The 14,979-nt window shown below is 71.6% G+C and carries 11 protein-coding genes; 5 read left to right on the top strand and 6 right to left on the bottom strand.

The annotated features are described in order from the left end of the window. Positions 1 to 38: 38 nt before the first annotated feature. The 4 genes from D458_RS0102980 to D458_RS0102965 form a co-directional block, all read right to left on the bottom strand. Entirely contained in the window at positions 39 to 644 is a 606-nt protein-coding gene (locus D458_RS0102980; protein WP_026118942.1) for a malonic semialdehyde reductase, read from the bottom strand. Between the two features lie 171 nt (positions 645 to 815). Continuing rightward, positions 816 to 1,982, bottom strand: a complete 1,167-nt coding sequence (locus tag D458_RS0102975) for a glycosyltransferase (protein WP_026118941.1) — start codon at positions 1,980 to 1,982, stop codon at positions 816 to 818. A 268-nt stretch (positions 1,983 to 2,250) separates the two neighbouring features. Then, entirely contained in the window at positions 2,251 to 3,621 is a 1,371-nt protein-coding gene (locus D458_RS0102970; RefSeq protein WP_017585238.1) for a nucleotide sugar dehydrogenase, read from the bottom strand. A gap of 112 nt (positions 3,622 to 3,733) precedes the next feature. Beyond that, the gene (locus D458_RS0102965) at positions 3,734 to 5,482 is read right to left on the bottom strand and encodes a glycosyltransferase family 4 protein (RefSeq protein WP_026118940.1); all 1,749 of its coding nucleotides are present in this window, start codon (positions 5,480 to 5,482) and stop codon (positions 3,734 to 3,736) included. 239 nt (positions 5,483 to 5,721) lie between these two features. Between D458_RS0102965 and wecB the strand changes: the two genes are divergently transcribed. The 3 genes from wecB to D458_RS0102950 all read left to right on the top strand — a co-directional run bounded on the left by wecB (position 5,722) and on the right by D458_RS0102950 (position 10,994). Further along, complete coding sequence (gene wecB, locus D458_RS0102960; protein WP_026118939.1) at positions 5,722 to 6,831, top strand: non-hydrolyzing UDP-N-acetylglucosamine 2-epimerase; 1,110 nt, start codon at positions 5,722 to 5,724, stop codon at positions 6,829 to 6,831. Between the two features lie 108 nt (positions 6,832 to 6,939). Continuing rightward, a complete protein-coding gene (locus tag D458_RS0102955; protein WP_017585235.1) occupies positions 6,940 to 8,694 on the top strand; it encodes a hypothetical protein in 1,755 nt (584 codons plus the stop codon). Positions 8,695 to 8,801: 107 nt separating this feature from the next. Further along, on the top strand, positions 8,802 to 10,994 hold the full coding sequence (locus tag D458_RS0102950; RefSeq protein WP_017585234.1) for a glycosyltransferase: 2,193 nt from the start codon (positions 8,802 to 8,804) through the stop codon (positions 10,992 to 10,994). A 191-nt stretch (positions 10,995 to 11,185) separates the two neighbouring features. Here the strand turns inward: D458_RS0102950 and D458_RS0102945 are convergent, their stop codons facing one another. Together D458_RS0102945 and D458_RS0102940 are read right to left on the bottom strand one after the other, a co-directional pair. Continuing rightward, positions 11,186 to 12,472, bottom strand: a complete 1,287-nt coding sequence (locus tag D458_RS0102945; RefSeq protein ID WP_017585233.1) for a sensor histidine kinase — start codon at positions 12,470 to 12,472, stop codon at positions 11,186 to 11,188. A 65-nt stretch (positions 12,473 to 12,537) separates the two neighbouring features. Then, on the bottom strand, positions 12,538 to 13,206 hold the full coding sequence (locus D458_RS0102940; RefSeq protein WP_017570862.1) for a response regulator transcription factor: 669 nt from the start codon (positions 13,204 to 13,206) through the stop codon (positions 12,538 to 12,540). A 442-nt stretch (positions 13,207 to 13,648) separates the two neighbouring features. On the opposite strand from D458_RS0102940, the gene D458_RS0102935 reads away from it, so the two are divergent. Beyond that, positions 13,649 to 14,230, top strand: a complete 582-nt coding sequence (locus tag D458_RS0102935) for a hypothetical protein (RefSeq protein WP_017585231.1) — start codon at positions 13,649 to 13,651, stop codon at positions 14,228 to 14,230. A 175-nt stretch (positions 14,231 to 14,405) separates the two neighbouring features. Continuing rightward, positions 14,406 to 14,957 (top strand): hypothetical protein, encoded by a 552-nt coding sequence (locus tag D458_RS36015; RefSeq protein ID WP_017585230.1) that lies wholly within the window; start codon positions 14,406 to 14,408, stop codon positions 14,955 to 14,957. Positions 14,958 to 14,979 lie beyond the last annotated feature (22 nt).

Raw genomic sequence — 14,979 nt, 5'->3', positions numbered from 1 at the left:
CGCCGCACGGCGCCCGCCCCCTCTCTGCTGTTCCGGGATCAGATCTCGGTGACGGCCTCTTCGTAGTCGAGGCGCGGCAGGCGGTCGAACCAGGCGTCGGGGCCGGGCTTGCCGATGTTCATGACGACGACCGGGGTCTGGCTGGAGTCCTCGCCGAAGAACTCCTTGCGCACGCCCTCGGCGTCGAAGCCGGTCATCGGTCCGGCGGCCAGGCCGGCGGCGCGAACACCCATGATCAGGTAGGCGACCTGCAGGAACGCGTTCTGCAGGGCCATGGAGGCACGGGCCTCGACCGGCATGCCGGAGAAGTTGTCGCGGGCGTCCGGCACGACCGGGAAGGTCTTCGGGAAGTGCTCGTGGAAGGAGCTGTCCGCGCTCAGGACCAGGGCCAGCGGGGCCGTCGCGGTCTTGGGGGCGTTGTTGCCCGCCATGTGCTTCACGAGCCGTTCGCGGGCCTCGGCGGAGCGGACGACGGTGACCCGCAGCGGCTGGTTGTTCATCGCCGTGGGGCCGTACTTGACCAGGTCGTAGATGGCGCGCATCTGTTCGTCGGTCACCGGCTCGCCGGTGAAGGAGTTGGCGGTGCGGGCGCCGCGGAACAGCAGGTCCTGGGCGTCCTTGTTCAGGACCAGTGCGTCACTCATGTCGTCCACCTCGGCGGTGCTCGTGCGGGTTCGGGGCATGCCGTCCGGAGACGGCTAACGGGCACAACCTAGTTGACTAGGAAGATATTTCTCAACAGAACGATATGTGAGCTCCTTCACCGGTCCGCCCAGGTCCTGGCCGTGCGGCTCCCCGTGGCCGGACCACGGGGTTCATTCGCGGAGCGCGGTGCGCCTGCGCCCGCTCTGGCGGGGCGCCCTGGGGCGGGGGACCGAGGGCACCGGGCCGTTGGCCTCGGCGACCCACTCCTCCAGCTGCTTCACGAACAGCCGTGCCTGTACCGGCCAGTGGTAGGAGGCCTGTGCGATCCGGTGCCCGGTGTCGGCGTACTCGTGGCGGAGCTTCTCGTCGCGTCGCAGCTCCAGTACGGCCCGGGCGGCCGCGGCGGGGTCCTCGAACGGCACGACCGTACCGGCGGGGCCCTCCGGGCGCTTGGTCACCAGGGCCGCGGCCATCGGGTTCGGCGTGGTGACCACCGGAAGCCCGTGGGCCATGTACTCCACGACCTTGGTGGGCATGGAGTGCCGGTAGTTGTCGGTGTCGTGCAGCAGGCTGATCCCGGCCAGGGCGCCGGCCGCCATGCGCAGAGCCCTGTCGTTGGGCACGAAGCCGTACCAGTGCAGCGCGTTCTCCTGGTGGGCGTCGCGCAGCAGCGGGCGGACCACGTGGTCGGCGCCGCCGATCACCTCCAGGCGCACCCCGTGGTCGCGCAGCCGGCGGCCCATCTCGATCAGGTCCTGTGCGCCCCGCGCCTTCGAGAGCTGCCCCAGGTAGACGACCCGGTCGTCGCCGGGCGGGCGGAGCGGGGTCTCGGGGACGTCGGTGGTGTTGGGCACCACCGGGTGGTTGCCCCTGAACCGGGACCGGTACCCCTCCTCGGCCAGGATCAGGCGCATCCGCTGTTCGGCGCGGCGTTCGAAACCGCGGACCACGCCGCCGAGCGGGCGCCGCAGCGGCTGCGGGATCCACGGCTTGGTGCGCAGGGCGGCGGGGGTGTCCTCGTGGACGTCCCACACCGTCACCGGTCGTTTGGTGGGCAGGGCCAGCATCAGTTCCGGGTCGTGGAAGAGCAGGAGGTCGGCCTCCGGGGCCAGCCGGGCCAGAGCCGCCCGGGCCGCCTGGATGGAGGACATCCGGTCGCGGCCGGAGGCGCGGGGGACGTCCACTGCTCGCACCTGGTCCCAGGGGATCACCCCGCACTCCCGGAACGGGGCCACATAGGTCACTGTGTGTCCGGCGTCCACGAGCGCCCGGATCTGGCGGTGCAGGATTCGGGCGTCCTCGGGGTGGTGCACAATCGTGGCCACAAGCGCATGCATCGAGATCACCTACGTGTGTCACCGTTTTGGTACGACTGGTCCGTATTCGATGATCCGCTGTGAAGGTGCGGTATCAGCTGTACGACACGGTATTCACCTGCGGAAACACACGGAGGAAAGCCGAGTGGACACGGGGGGTGGTTCCAGTGAACCTTCGGTTGGGCGCGGGTGAACGCGCGAAGGCACGCCGTCGAACGCCGTATGGCGTCCGGGTCGACGTGCCTCGTGGCGGGCCTGTTCGGGGCCCTGTTGACCTGTTCGTCGTCGGTTAAAGGACCTGGATCCCCTCACGCTGGACGCGGCGGCGCATCTGTGCGGGCACCTCGGCCACGGCGTCGGACTCGGGGTCGGGGCGGCGCAGGACACCGCGGGTGTCCAGGAGCAGCCGCGCGTACTCGGTGAGCAGCTTGGGCCGGTATTCGGTGTGGTCGGTCAGCAGGATGGTCAGGTCGGCGTCGGCCATCGCCTGCTCCAGGTCGGTGGAGCGGGGCACGTCCACACCGTCCACCTGCCAGGACTCCACGTGCGGGTCGTGGTAGGTCAGGGTGGCGCCCTTGGCGGCGAGTTTGCGGGCCACCGGCCGCGCCGGCGACTCGCGCTGGTCGGCGATGTCGGCCTTGTAGGTCACACCCAGCAGCAGGACCTTGGACCGGGAGAGCGCCAGACCGGAGTCGTTGAGCAGCTCCTGGGCGCGCTGGGTCACGTAGGCGGGCATCCGGCCGTTGATCTCCTGGGCCAGCTCGACGAACCGGAACGGGTAGCCGAGCGTCTTGACCTTGTAGGAGAGGTAGTTCGGGTCGATGGGGATGCAGTGTCCGCCCACGCCCGGGCCGGGGTAGAACGCCTGGAAGCCGAACGGCTTGGTGGCCGCGGCGGCGATCGAGTCCCACAGGTCGATGCCCAGCTCCTGGCAGAAGACGGCCATCTCGTTCACCAGGGCGATGTTCACGTGCCGGTAGGTGTTCTCCAGCAGCTTGGCCATCTCGGCCTCACGGGTGCCGCGGGCCCGGACCACGGTGTCCACGAAGTTCTCGTAGAACGTCGCGGCCGCCTGTCCGCACTCCTCGGTGAGTCCGCCGACCACCTTCGGGGTGTTGGCCACGCCGAAGGTCGGGTTGCCCGGGTCGATCCGCTCGGGTGAGAAGGCCAGGTGGAAGTCGGCACCTGCGACCAGGCCGGACTCCTCCAGCAGCGGCCGGACGACCTCCTCGGTGGTGCCCGGGTAGGTGGTGGACTCCAGGATCACCAGGGTCCCCGGGGACAGGTGGGCGGCGATGGCCTTGGAGGCCGAGGTGACCGCGCCCAGGTCCGGGCCGCCCTCCGGGGAGAGCGGTGTGGGAACACAGATGACGATGGTGCGCGCGGTGGTCAGGCACCCCGGGTCCGTGGTCGCGCTGAACCCCTTGTCCAGCATCGAGGTGACGTCGCCGGACGACAGGTCGTCGATGTGCGACACGGCGTTGTTGAGGCCTTCGACCACACGTGTGCTGACGTCGAAACCGGTCACCCTCAGTCCCGCCGAGACGGCCTCAGCCGCCAGGGGTAGACCGACGTAACCGAGGCCGAGGACGACGAGGTCGCTGGCCGAGCCGGAGCTCTGCTCGGGGACAGTGGCTGGGTTGGAGGCTGCGGCATCCACTTCGTGGTCACACTCGCATTCATTTCGTGAACGGGCGTAAATCTTCGAGGACTGCCGTGGGACGGCCATTCAGAGTGCTGGACGTCTGAGTCTAGGCACGTCTTGTCCTCGTTTACGGGTTCTGTCCTGGTCCGGACATTTTCCGAATAAGAACCCGGTACGCCTGGTTGTAGCGGTATACGGCCTCGGTCCACGTTCGGTTGGCTCCGACACGCTCTTGACCTGCTTGGCCGTAGGACGTCCGCTTTTCACGACTGTAAGCGAGTTTTGTGAGTACATCAGCTAGACGTGCCGATTCGCCTGCCGGAATTAACTCTCCGGTCACCCCTGGTTCCACGATCTCTCGCAGTGCGGGAAGATCACTGGCGACAACTGGGAGCCCTCCAGCCATAGCCTCCACCGGTTTCAACGGTGTCACCAACCGACACACGCGTTCATCAAGTCGTGGGACGGCGAACACGTCCAGTGCGGCGTGGTGGTGCCGGACCCGGTCGGCAGGGACCCGCCCCGTGAAGTGCGCCGCGCCGGTCAGTCCGAGCCGCTCCGCACGGTCACGAAGCGTGGCCAGCTCCGGGCCGTCACCGACGATCAGGGCGTGGGCGGGCTCCCCCTGCCCACGCATCAGCGCCACCGCCTCGAGGAGCACCTCCAGCCCTTCGTAGCCGAAGCAGCTCGTGGTGGTGCCCACCACGAACTCCTCCTGTCCGATGCCCAGCCCTTCGCGGACCCCGGCCCCGGACGGAAGCGGGTCCAGGAACGAGACGTCCACGGCGTTGGGGACGACCAGCAGCCGTTCCCGGGGCACCCCGCGGGCCTCGATGTCGGCGCGCATCGCCTCCCCGAGGGTCACCACCAGGTCGGCGGCGAGCATGCACTCGGTCTCGCTGGCGCGTTCGGCCTGGTAGAAGGCGTCCTCGACACTGCGGGAGGGGTCCCGGGACAGCCAGGACTCCTCCAGGAAGCCCCGCACCTCGTAGACCACGGGGATCCCGTACCGGCGGCCCAGCTCCAGGGCCAGGCGCGCGTTGTGGTGGTTGCTCGCCGCGTGCAGCACGTCCGGGCGCAGCGCCTCCACCAGCTCCGACCCCAGCCGCAACCCCGCCCGGAGCTCCTCGGCGTGGTCCCCGGGCGCGGTCCAGGGCAGGAGCCGGTGATAGGGGATCCCGTCCACGCGCACCAGCGTGCGCGGGTCCAGGACACCCTTGGTCAACGGGTACCCGGCCCGGGTGGCCACGTGCACGTCCATCCCGGCCTCCTGCTGCGCGACCGCGATGCGATGCGTGCGCTGGGTGTAGCCGGCGTTGGTGTGCGGCAACGCGTTGGTGACCAGGTGCAGTACCCGGACCCCCGCCCCGGGGCGCCCCGGATCCGTGGCCACCCGCCAGCCCTCGCCGCGGGTCTCCGCCGGTCGCTGAGCGTTCACCGTGTCGTCAGGCCGCGTTGGCGCACCGCGGGTTAACGTGAACCCGTGACGGTCAGGCGAAACGGACGGGGACGCGGGGACGGCGCGCCCCGTGGCCAGGGCCGTCCGGTACTCCGCCGCGGTCCGATGCGACCCCGACGGGATACGTTCGACCAGTTCACGTGCGGTATCGGCGTCCCCGGCGGCGAGAGCCGCCGAGACCAGGCGCCCCACCCTCCGGGGCGAGGCGCCCCGGGCGGCGGACAGCAGCACCTCGCGCGCTTCCTCGCGTCGCCCCTGGTCCCACAGGGCGTAGGCGCGCGGCAGGGCACCCGAGCGGGACGCAGCGGCCCGCGCCGCGCTCCGCACGGGGCCGGGCATCAGCCGAGGTACCAGCAGCGGCAGCCGAGCGGGTTCGGAACGCAGATGGTGCCAGGCCAGGGACACGGTGAAGGTCACCGCCCTCGGCCAACGGGCACGCGGACGCGGAACTCGGGGTTCGGAATTCTGGGAGTCATGCACGGTCAGTCACACAACCACGTGGACGTGGCCAGGTGGTGACAACACGGCGTCGCGTTCGGGACGGCTGGGGCAAGGAACTCCGTCACCCGAAGCGTGCGCCGGCCCCGTCGCCCCACCGCACCCCGGACCCGCACCAGCACAGCAGTCACCCCCACCGAAACCAGAAGGAAACAGCCGTGGCAACGAGTGCCCCTCTTGGCAGCCAGGACACCGGGATCGTGCACGTGGTCGGGGCCCGCCCCAACTTCGTGAAGGCCGCGCCCGTGGTCTCCGCCCTGCGCGGGCGGGGCGCGCACCAGACGGTCCTGCACACCGGTCAGCACTACGACGACCGCATGTCCGCCGTCTTCTTCCGCGACCTCGGCCTGCCCACCCCCGACGTCGACCTCGGTGTCGGCTCGGGCTCGCACGCCGCGCAGACCGCCGCGCTCATGGTCGGCCTGGAGCGGGAGTTCACCGCGAACACCCCCGGCATGGTCGTGGTCTACGGCGACGTCAACTCCACCGTGGCCGCCGCCCTGGTCGCCGCCAAGCTCGGCATCCCCGTCGCGCACGTCGAGGCGGGCCTGCGCTCCTTCGACAACACCATGCCCGAGGAGATCAACCGGCGGGTCACCGACCAGCTCAGCGACGTGCTGTTCGCGACCAGCCCCGAGGCGATCGGCCACCTGGCCGCGGAGGGCGTGTCCCCGGACCGCGTCCACCTCGTCGGCAACCCGATGATCGACACCCTCCTGGGCAACCTCGACCGCTTCGACGCCGACGCCCTGCGCGCCCGCCTCGACCTCCCCGAGCGCTACGTCGCGGCCACCCTGCACCGGCCCGCCAACGTCGACGACCCCGCCAACGTCGCCCGCCTCACCGAGCGCCTGCACGAGATCGCCGACCTCACCGACGTCGTCATGCCGGTGCACCCGCGGGGCAAGGCCGCCTTCGACCGCGCCGGGCTGGGCGACCACCCGCGTGTGCGCCTCCTCGAACCGCTCGGCTACCTCGACTTCGTCGCACTCACCCGCGGCGCCGCGGCCGTGGTCACCGACTCCGGCGGCGTCCAGGAGGAGACCACCGTACTCGGCGTCCCCTGCCTGACCCTGCGCCCCAACACCGAGCGCCCCGTCACCATCACCCACGGAACCAACCAGCTGGTCACCGAGGCCGACCTCCTGCAGACCCTCGGCAAGGTCCTGGACGGCCGCACCGCGGAGCGGATCGGCGACGTGCCGCCGCTGTGGGACGGCCACGCGGGGGAGCGCATCGCCTCCGTCCTCACCCAGTGGTCCCGATGACCGGCGTGGACTCCGTCCGCGCGGGCGCCCCCCGACACCCAGACCGACCGACGGGCACCACGGTGCCCCGACCCGAGGTTTCCCGAACCGAGCACAAGGTGGCAGACCGTGAAACGGCGTGAACAGAGCCAGACCGAACAGCTTCGGCAAGCCCTGGCCGAGCGCGAGGCCCAGCTCCAGGAGGCGCAGGCCCGGCTCGCCACACTCGAGGGTTCCACCTCACTCCAGGTGGGCCGCGCGCTCACCGCCGCCGCCAAGCGCCCCGGCCGCTCCCTGGTCAAGCTCCCGCGCGACCTCTACCGCCTCTGGCGGCGCAGCGGCAGCACCAACCACGCCGAGCGCCGCCGGGTCGAACCCGTCCGCTCCTTCGACGCCGAGCGCCAGGAGGCCCGGCTCCTGACCGGGCTCAGCGGTGGACGCGAGGACCTGCTGGTCGTCGCCACCGTCCTCAGCCCGGCCGTGGAGAAGGCCGTCGCCCCCTACCTGCGCTCGGTACCGCTGCGCCCGCACGACGCCCAGATCGTGATGGACGCGGTCGACGTCGACCTGCTCCTGGTGTCCGCGTCGGCGGCCGCACCCGGGTCCCCCTGGGCCCACGTGGGCGATCCCGCCGCCGTCGACCGCACCCGGGCCCTGCACTGGGTGCTGGAGTCCGCGTCGGCGCGCGGCATCCCCACGGTCCTGCTCGACGACGCGCCCGCGTCGCCCGCCCTGCGCCAGCTCGGCTTCGACCGCGTGCACAAGGGCGACGCGGGCGTGCCGCTGCACCAGTTCAACCCCGTCGCCGCCGAACTCGTCTCCGGGCCCGAGGCGGTCTTCGTCCGCACCGCACCGGACCAGCAGGTCCCCGACGTCCTCCTGGACCTCGGGGTGGGCGTGGTCGACGCCGACTCCCCGGACCTGCCCGACGCCCTGCGCGCCGCCAACGTCGCCGTGATCCCCGAGTCCGGCCACGGCGACCTGCGCCTGCGCCGACGCGCCTGGGCCTGCGGCACCCGGGTGGTCTCGCACCCGGCCGTGCCCGTGCCCGACGCCGAGGACCTGGCGGTCACCGTGCCCCGGCTGCGCGCGGACCAGCCCACGCCCCGAGAGGTGCGCGCCATGCTCCGGCAGGTCTTCCTCGACGAGGCCGCCCCGGTCCGCCTGGCCGCTCTCCTGGACGGGCTCGAGTTCGCGGCGGGCACACCCGGTACCGAACTCCCGCTGAGCGGCCGCGGTGTCGCCGTGCTCGCCGACCCGGCCTCCGAGGCCGACGCCGAACGCCTGGCCGAGGACCTCCTGTCCTCCCGTCTGCGCCCCGCCGAGCTGGTCGTGCCCGACACCGCCGCCCGGATGCCGGGCGTCCAGCGCCTGCGAGCGGAGGGCCTGACCGTGCGCACGGTCCGCGCCACCGCCCCCGACACCCCGGAGGAACTCACCCGGGGCGGGGTCCGTTCCCAGGTGGGCGGGTTCGAGCCGGAGCACTGGGCGGCTCTGGCCGAACGCGCCACCTCGCCGTGGGCGCACCTGTGGACCGGGCCGGTCGGACGACACCGGCTGGCCGACCTCGCCTGCGCCGCCGAGTGCTCCGGGGCCGACGCCGTCGGCACCCCGGACACCGCGGTGCCGGACGGCCCCGGCACGACCGCGGCGGGGGAGCGGGGCTTCTTCGACCGTGACACGGGGGGCCGGCAGTACGTGTTCGTCACCTCGGTCGCCCCCGAACTGGCCCGGACCGACCTGCTGCGGCGCGGCTGGCGTCCGGCGGAGTGGAACCGGCGCGGCACCCGGCTGCTGGCGCTGGGCCCCGACCACGGCTCCGGCAGCGACGGAGACAACGAGGGCCCCGCCCACGCCGACGCCTCGACCGGCGCACTCGGGTGACCAGCCCCGACGAGCACCGCTCGTCCGTTGACCAGCCGTCGCCCGCCACGGGCCAGTCATCAGCATCCGAAGGGAAGAACGTGAGCACACCTCCTCCGCGCGCACTCTTGTACGGGGACGTGGACCTCAACATCATCGACGGCTCGGCGATCTGGGCCCAGTCGATGGCGCAGGCCCTGGCCGCGGCCGGATGCGAGGTGACCCTGCTGCTCAAGGCCCAGGTGCGTACCGACCGGCTCACGGCACCCCTCACGGAGACGCCCGGGGTCCGGGTGGTGCGCCCCTACGAGGACAGGATGCTCCCCGACCTCGGCCCGCGCGGACTCACCCCCGAGCAGGCCGTGGAACTCATGGGCAGGCTGCACGCCCGCAAACCCTTCGACCTCGTGGTCGTCCGCGGCCGCCGCCTCGCCGGGCTGGCCGCCCAGGAGGAGGCCCTGTCCGGGAAGCTGTGGACCTACCTCACCGACTTCCCGCACAGCGTCGGCGAACTGACCGCGACGGCCACCGCCGAGCTCACCGAGATCGCGCTCGCCTCCCGGTTCGTCCTCTGCCAGACCGAGGAGCTGCGGGCGTTCCTGGAGTCCACGGTCCCCGCGGCCTGCGGCCGCTCCGTGCTCTTCCCGCCGGTCGCGGCGGTGCCCGAGGGGGTCGCCGCGGAGGGCCGGACGCACGCCCGCACCCGGCTGGCCTACACCGGCAAGTTCGCGCCCCGGTGGAACACCCTGGAGATGACCGGGCTCCCCGAGGAGCTCGCCCGTCTCGGGGTGGACGCCGAACTGGTGATGATCGGCGACAAGATCCACGCCGAACCCGCCGACTGGGCCAAGCGCATGCGCAAGGCGCTGGAGAGCACTCCGCACGTGGACTGGCGCGGCGGCATGGCGCGGGCCGACGCGCTCCGCCAGTCCGCCGAGTGCGACTTCGGGCTGTCCTGGCGCGACCCCGACATGGACGCCAGCCTGGAGCTGTCCACCAAGGTCCTGGAGCTGGGCGCGCTCGGCCTGCCGGTGGTGCTCAACCGGACCCCGATGCACGAGGCGCTGCTCGGCGCCGACTACCCGCTCTTCGCCGGTGAGGACGCCGCCTCGGTGGCGGCGGTGGTCGCCCGGGCCTACCACGACCGGGCCGTGTACGCGGAGGCAGCCGAACGCTGCCGGGCGGCCGCGGCCGACCACACCCTGGAGCGGGCCGCCGAACGCCTGCGCGGCTACCTGGCCGAGGCGGTTCCGGCCGCTCCCGCGGGCGCCGACCCCGAACGGCCGCTCAAGGTCGTCATCGCCGGCCACGACCTCAAGTTCTTCACCCGCCTCGCCGAGTACCTCGACTCCCTGCCCGGGCTGGACGTGCGCGTCGACGAGTGGGAGGGGCTGAGCACCCACGACCAGTACCGGTCCCGGGAGCTCGCCGGCTGGGCCGACGTCGTCATCTGCGAGTGGTGCGGGCCCAACGCCCTGTTCTACGCCAAGTGGAAACGCCCCGACCAGCGACTGATCGTCCGCCTGCACCGCTTCGAGCTGTACGCGGAGTGGCCGCGCCGCCTGGACGTCTCCAAGGTGGACGCGGTGGTGTGCGTGAGTCCGCACTACGCCGACCTCACCCGCGAGCTCACCGGCTGGCCCGCCGACAAGGTGGTCGTGCTGCCCAACTGGGTGGACGACCGCCAGCTCGACCGCCCCAAACTCGCCGGTGCCGAGTACGCGCTGGGCATGATCGGCATCGCGCCCTCGCGCAAACGCCTGGACCGGGGCCTCGACGTGCTCTCGGAGCTGCGCCGCATGGACCCCCGCTACACGCTGTCGGTCAAGACCAAGCAGCCGTGGGAGTACTGGTGGATCTGGAACCGGCCCGAGGAGCGCGCCTACTTCGAGCGGGTCTACCGTCGCATCCAGCGCGACGAGTCCCTCGCCGCCGGGGTGGTCTTCGACCCGTTCGGACCGGACGTGGCCACCTGGCTGCGCCGGGTGGGGTTCATGCTCTCCACCAGCGACGACGAGTCCTTCCACCTGGCACCCGCCGAGTGCGCGGCCTCCGGCGGCGTCCCGGCGCTCCTGCCCTGGCCGGGGGCGGACACCATCTACGACCCGCACTGGATCCACGACGACCCGGTGGCGATGGCCGAGGCCGTGCACGCCACGGTCTCCGAGGGCCGGTTCGCGGAGGAGAGCGAGCGGGCCCGCGCGGAGGTGACCTCGGTGTACGGCCTGGAACGGGTCCGGAGCCTGTGGAGCGATCTGGTGGTCCGCGGCGAGGTCCCCGAGGGCCAGGGCTCCAACGCCCACGCCGGCGCCGGGAAGTAGGGGCTTTGGGAGTGTTCCGCGGATGCTTTCGGTGGGCTCGGCGCTTGCGCCGATGTCCGTGAGCGGCCGTCCGGGCAATCTCTCGCCAAACGATGAACGAAGGTCAGCCCGGGTTTGGCTGTCCGAGTGATATCGGCGCAGCGAGAGGCAGCCCGGTGGTCGCGAACCCGAAATGATCCAAGGAACACGACCTAGACCGGGCCGGTCATCTTCGACAACCCGCCCGCGCCGGCGGGCAGGAACAGCGCGAAGGTGGTCGGCCTGGTCTGCACCAGCTCGATGCGCGCGCCCTCGGACTCGGCGATGTGGCGGGCCAGGGCCAGCCCCAGGCCGGTGCCGCCGCCCCCGCTCACCTCGCGCTCGAAGATCCGCCCGGACAGGTGCTCGGGGACGCCCTCTCCCTCGTCGCTGACCTCTATGCGGACGGACTGGCCGGTGTCGAGGCGGCGGATGGTCACCGTCCCCGCGCCGTGCTTGTAGGCGTTCTCCACCAGGGTCGCCAGGATCTGGGCGAGGTCGGTGGGGACGGTCATGGCGGTCAACCCCGGGTCGCCGGTGACCAGGAGCCTGCGCTGTTCCTGCTGGAAGACCGGGGACCACTCCGCCTGGAGGTGGTTGAGGACCGGGTCGACCTCGACCGGTTCGACCTCGGGGTTCTGGCTCTTGCGGGCGCGGCCGAGCAGGCTCTCGACGGTCTCCACGAGCCGTTCGGTCTGGGCCAGGGCCGCCTCGCCCTCCTCGCGGACCACCTCCGGGTTGCCGGACTCGGCGATGATCTCCTCCAGTCGCATGGTGAGCGCGGTCAGCGGTGTGCGCAGCTGGTGTGAGGCGTCGGTGGCGAAGTGGCGCTCGGTGGCGATGAGCCCGGCGATGCGTTCGGCGCTGCGGTCCAGCACCTCGGCGACGCGGTCGGCCTCCGGGATGCCGTAGCGATGGCCCCACGGGGTGGTCACCCCGGAGCCCAGGCGTTCGGCGGTGGCGGCCAGGTCCACCAGGGGCAGCGTGAGCCTGCGGGCCTGGAACATCGACAGGCCCACGGCGACCCCGATGGCGAGCAGGGACAGCGAGGCGATCCCCAGCCAGGCGCGGACCACGCTCTCCTGCACGTGCTCGCTGCCGGTCCACACCTCGACCCGGGTGCCCCGGTTGGTGGTGGCGGATGCCTTGAGCAGGCGCGGGGAGTCCGCGGCCTCGGGGTTCAGGGCAGGGTCGCCGGCGGTCATGGCGGTCGGTCCGCCCGCGGGCGTGATGCGGACGAACCGGTCCGGGTGGTCCCGGTCGAACTCCGCCAGGTCCAGCTCGTTGTGGAGTTCGAGCATGTTGTCGCTCTCGACACCGATGAGCTCTGCCTCGCCCTCGAGCTGCCGACTGGCCTCGTCGTGCACCAGTTTGTAGGTGAGCGCACCCAGGGGCAGCCCGAGCAGCATGACGGCGATGACTGTCACCACCAGGGTGGAGAACACCATCCGCCTGCGCATGTCACCTCACGTCCGTCCGGCCCCCGGGGCGGTCGACCGGCAAGCGCGTCGAACCCAAGGCCGTGTCAGTCTCGTTCGAACCGGAACCCCACGCCCCGGACGGTCGTGATGTAGGAAGGCTGGTTGGCGTCGTCGCCGAGTTTGCGGCGCAGCCACGAGATGTGCATGTCCAGGGTCTTGGTCGACCCCCACCAGTTGGTGTCCCACACCTCCCTCATGATCTGCTCCCTGGTGACCACCTTCCCCGCGTCGCGTACGAGCACGCGCAGCAGGTCGAACTCCTTGGTGGTCAGCTGGAGTTCCCGCTCGCCCAGCCAGGCGCGGCGCGAGTCGTTGTCGATCCGGACCCCGTGGACCACCGGGACCTCGGCCCCGCCGCGGCGCAGGAGCGCACGGACGCGGGCCAGGAGTTCGGCGAGTCTGAAGGGTTTGGTCACGTAGTCGTCGGCACCGGCGTCGAGGCCGACGACGGTGTCGACCTCGTCCGCCCGGGCGGTCAGAATGAGGATCGGCGTTCCGTGACCCTCGGCGCGAAGCCGACGTGCCACCTCAAGGCCGTCCATTTCGGGGAGCCCGAGATCCAGGACCATGAGGTCGATGTCTCCCGCACGGGCGCGGTCGAGTGTCTCAATGCCGTTGACGGTCACGTCTACCGTGTAACCCTCGCGTCGGAGTGCGCGCGCGAGAGGCTCGGAGATCGAGACATCGTCTTCGGCCAGCAAAACGCAGGTCATGGAGCCGATCGTAGGTCCAGGGTGGCGCATTTCCCTATTATGCGCGCCGGATGCCCCAAGGTTGGCTGAAAATACGCTAATGACATACCGGTCAAATGGTGTAATTGGCCATCATGGGCCTTTTCTTTGCACGTTCTTGGTGAAACTGGGAAGCTGTAACGCGGGGGTGCGCGAGCATCCCTCGACAAGCCTTCCCGGACACCAGAGGAGCCCGCACGTGAACCCCAACCCGCCGCCCCACGGCGGAGGCGAATTCGGCTTTCCTCAGCAGGGACGACAGCAGGGCTATCAGCAGGGTCCGCCTCCGCAGGGCCCACCCCCGTCGCAAGGGCCGCCTCCGCAAGGGCCGCCTTCGCAGGGTCCGCCTCCGCAGGGTCCACCCCCGCCGCAGGGCCCTTTCCCGCCGCAGGGGCCGCCGCCCCGGGGCAGGTACGGGGCGGGGGTGGTCGCGGTGATCGCCGTCGCCGCGGTGCTGGCCGGGGCGTCGTTCCTCGGCGGCGGCCTCGCGCTCGGCGGCCTGGCCACCGACCGGATCGCCGCCGGGCGGGAGCCCGAGCCGGAGCCGCTGCCCTCCGTGTCCCCCTCGCCTGAGGAGTCCCCGAGCCCGACCGAGGACCCCTTCCCCAGCCCCGAGCCCACCGAGGAGGCGAGCGAGCCCCCGACGCAGGAGCCGGAGGACCTCGCGTCCGCCGAGGACGTGGTGGAGGAACTGAGCGGGGACTACGACCTCCAGTCGGGCGTGGACGCCTCCGGCGACCTCTGCGAGGCCGAGGACGAGGAGGACGCCTTCGTCTGCACGAGCGCCGTGGACACCAACCTCGTCCGCATCATCGCCTTCGAGAACATGTTCACGGCCACGCTCGTCGTCGCGGGTCTGCAGTCCCAGGTCGGGGAGGACGACAACGACATGGCCGACGTCCAGAGCGCCTGCCACATCGTGTTCGTCTGGTTCGAGGGCGGAGACATGGACCAGGGCGAGCGGGACAGCATGGTCAGCGACACCGAGGCCTTCACCGGCTGCTGACGGGGGCTGCGCACCCGTGTCGAGTCATTGCGTGTCTATTTGAACACTCTGAGTCAGAATAGGGGTGGCAATGGGGCGTTGGTGGTGGTTGGCGGGTCTCGGGACCCGGGCTCCCACCGGGCCTTTCCACTCATCTCGGACCCCGAATCCGGTCCGGGGCACGTGAGGAGCGTTGATGGCGCGGCGGAACGACGGTGCGGGGAACAGCCGCGGTGCGGACCACGGGGCGGAGAGCCGGCTGGAAGCCGGGAGGCGGAGACCCCGTGCGCGCCGGGGCGTGCGACTGGGCGCACTGGCCGCGCTGGCCCTGGTCCTGCCGATCGCCCTCGCGGCACCGGCCGCCGGGCGCACCGGGGCCGAACCCGTCGCGGTCGAGTCCGCGACGGCCGGCGGGACCGGGGACCAGGCGGCGCGGGGCCCGGCGCTGCCTGACGCGGAGGCGGGCGCGGCCGAGTTCTCGCACCGCCACTACTACTCCACCTGGCGCGACGCCCGGACCTACTGGTCACAGGAGAGCCGCTACCCCACCGGCGGCTGGTTGTGGGCCGGGCGGCACTACTTCTTCTGCCAGGCGGAGGGGGAACCCCACTCCGACGGCGAGGGGGGTTATTCGACCTGGTGGGCGCTGACCGACGACGACACCGGCAACCGGGACGTCTTCGTCAGCGCCACGGCCTTCGGGAGCAGTGAGCCCTGGCAGCCGATCGAGGGTCTTCCGCGCTGCTGAGCGCCGCTCCCGGCCAGGGGAA

It is taken from the genome of Nocardiopsis ganjiahuensis DSM 45031 (assembly GCF_000341085.1).
Taxonomy (GTDB): Bacteria; Actinomycetota; Actinomycetes; order Streptosporangiales; family Streptosporangiaceae; genus Nocardiopsis; species Nocardiopsis ganjiahuensis.
Note: the sequence above shows the minus strand (reverse complement) of the source record. Positions and strands in the feature narration are given on the sequence as shown.

Excerpts from the sequence above, each read along its gene's own strand:
- D458_RS0102980 (WP_026118942.1), bottom strand. The coding sequence starts at position 644 with ATGAGTGACGCACTGGTCCTGAACAAGGACGCCCAGGACCTGCTGTTC.
- D458_RS0102975 (WP_026118941.1), bottom strand. The coding sequence starts at position 1,982 with ATGCATGCGCTTGTGGCCACGATTGTGCACCACCCCGAGGACGCCCGA.
- D458_RS0102945 (WP_017585233.1), bottom strand. The coding sequence starts at position 12,472 with ATGCGCAGGCGGATGGTGTTCTCCACCCTGGTGGTGACAGTCATCGCC.
- D458_RS0102940 (WP_017570862.1), bottom strand. The coding sequence starts at position 13,206 with ATGACCTGCGTTTTGCTGGCCGAAGACGATGTCTCGATCTCCGAGCCT.
- D458_RS36015 (WP_017585230.1), top strand. The coding sequence starts at position 14,406 with ATGGCGCGGCGGAACGACGGTGCGGGGAACAGCCGCGGTGCGGACCAC.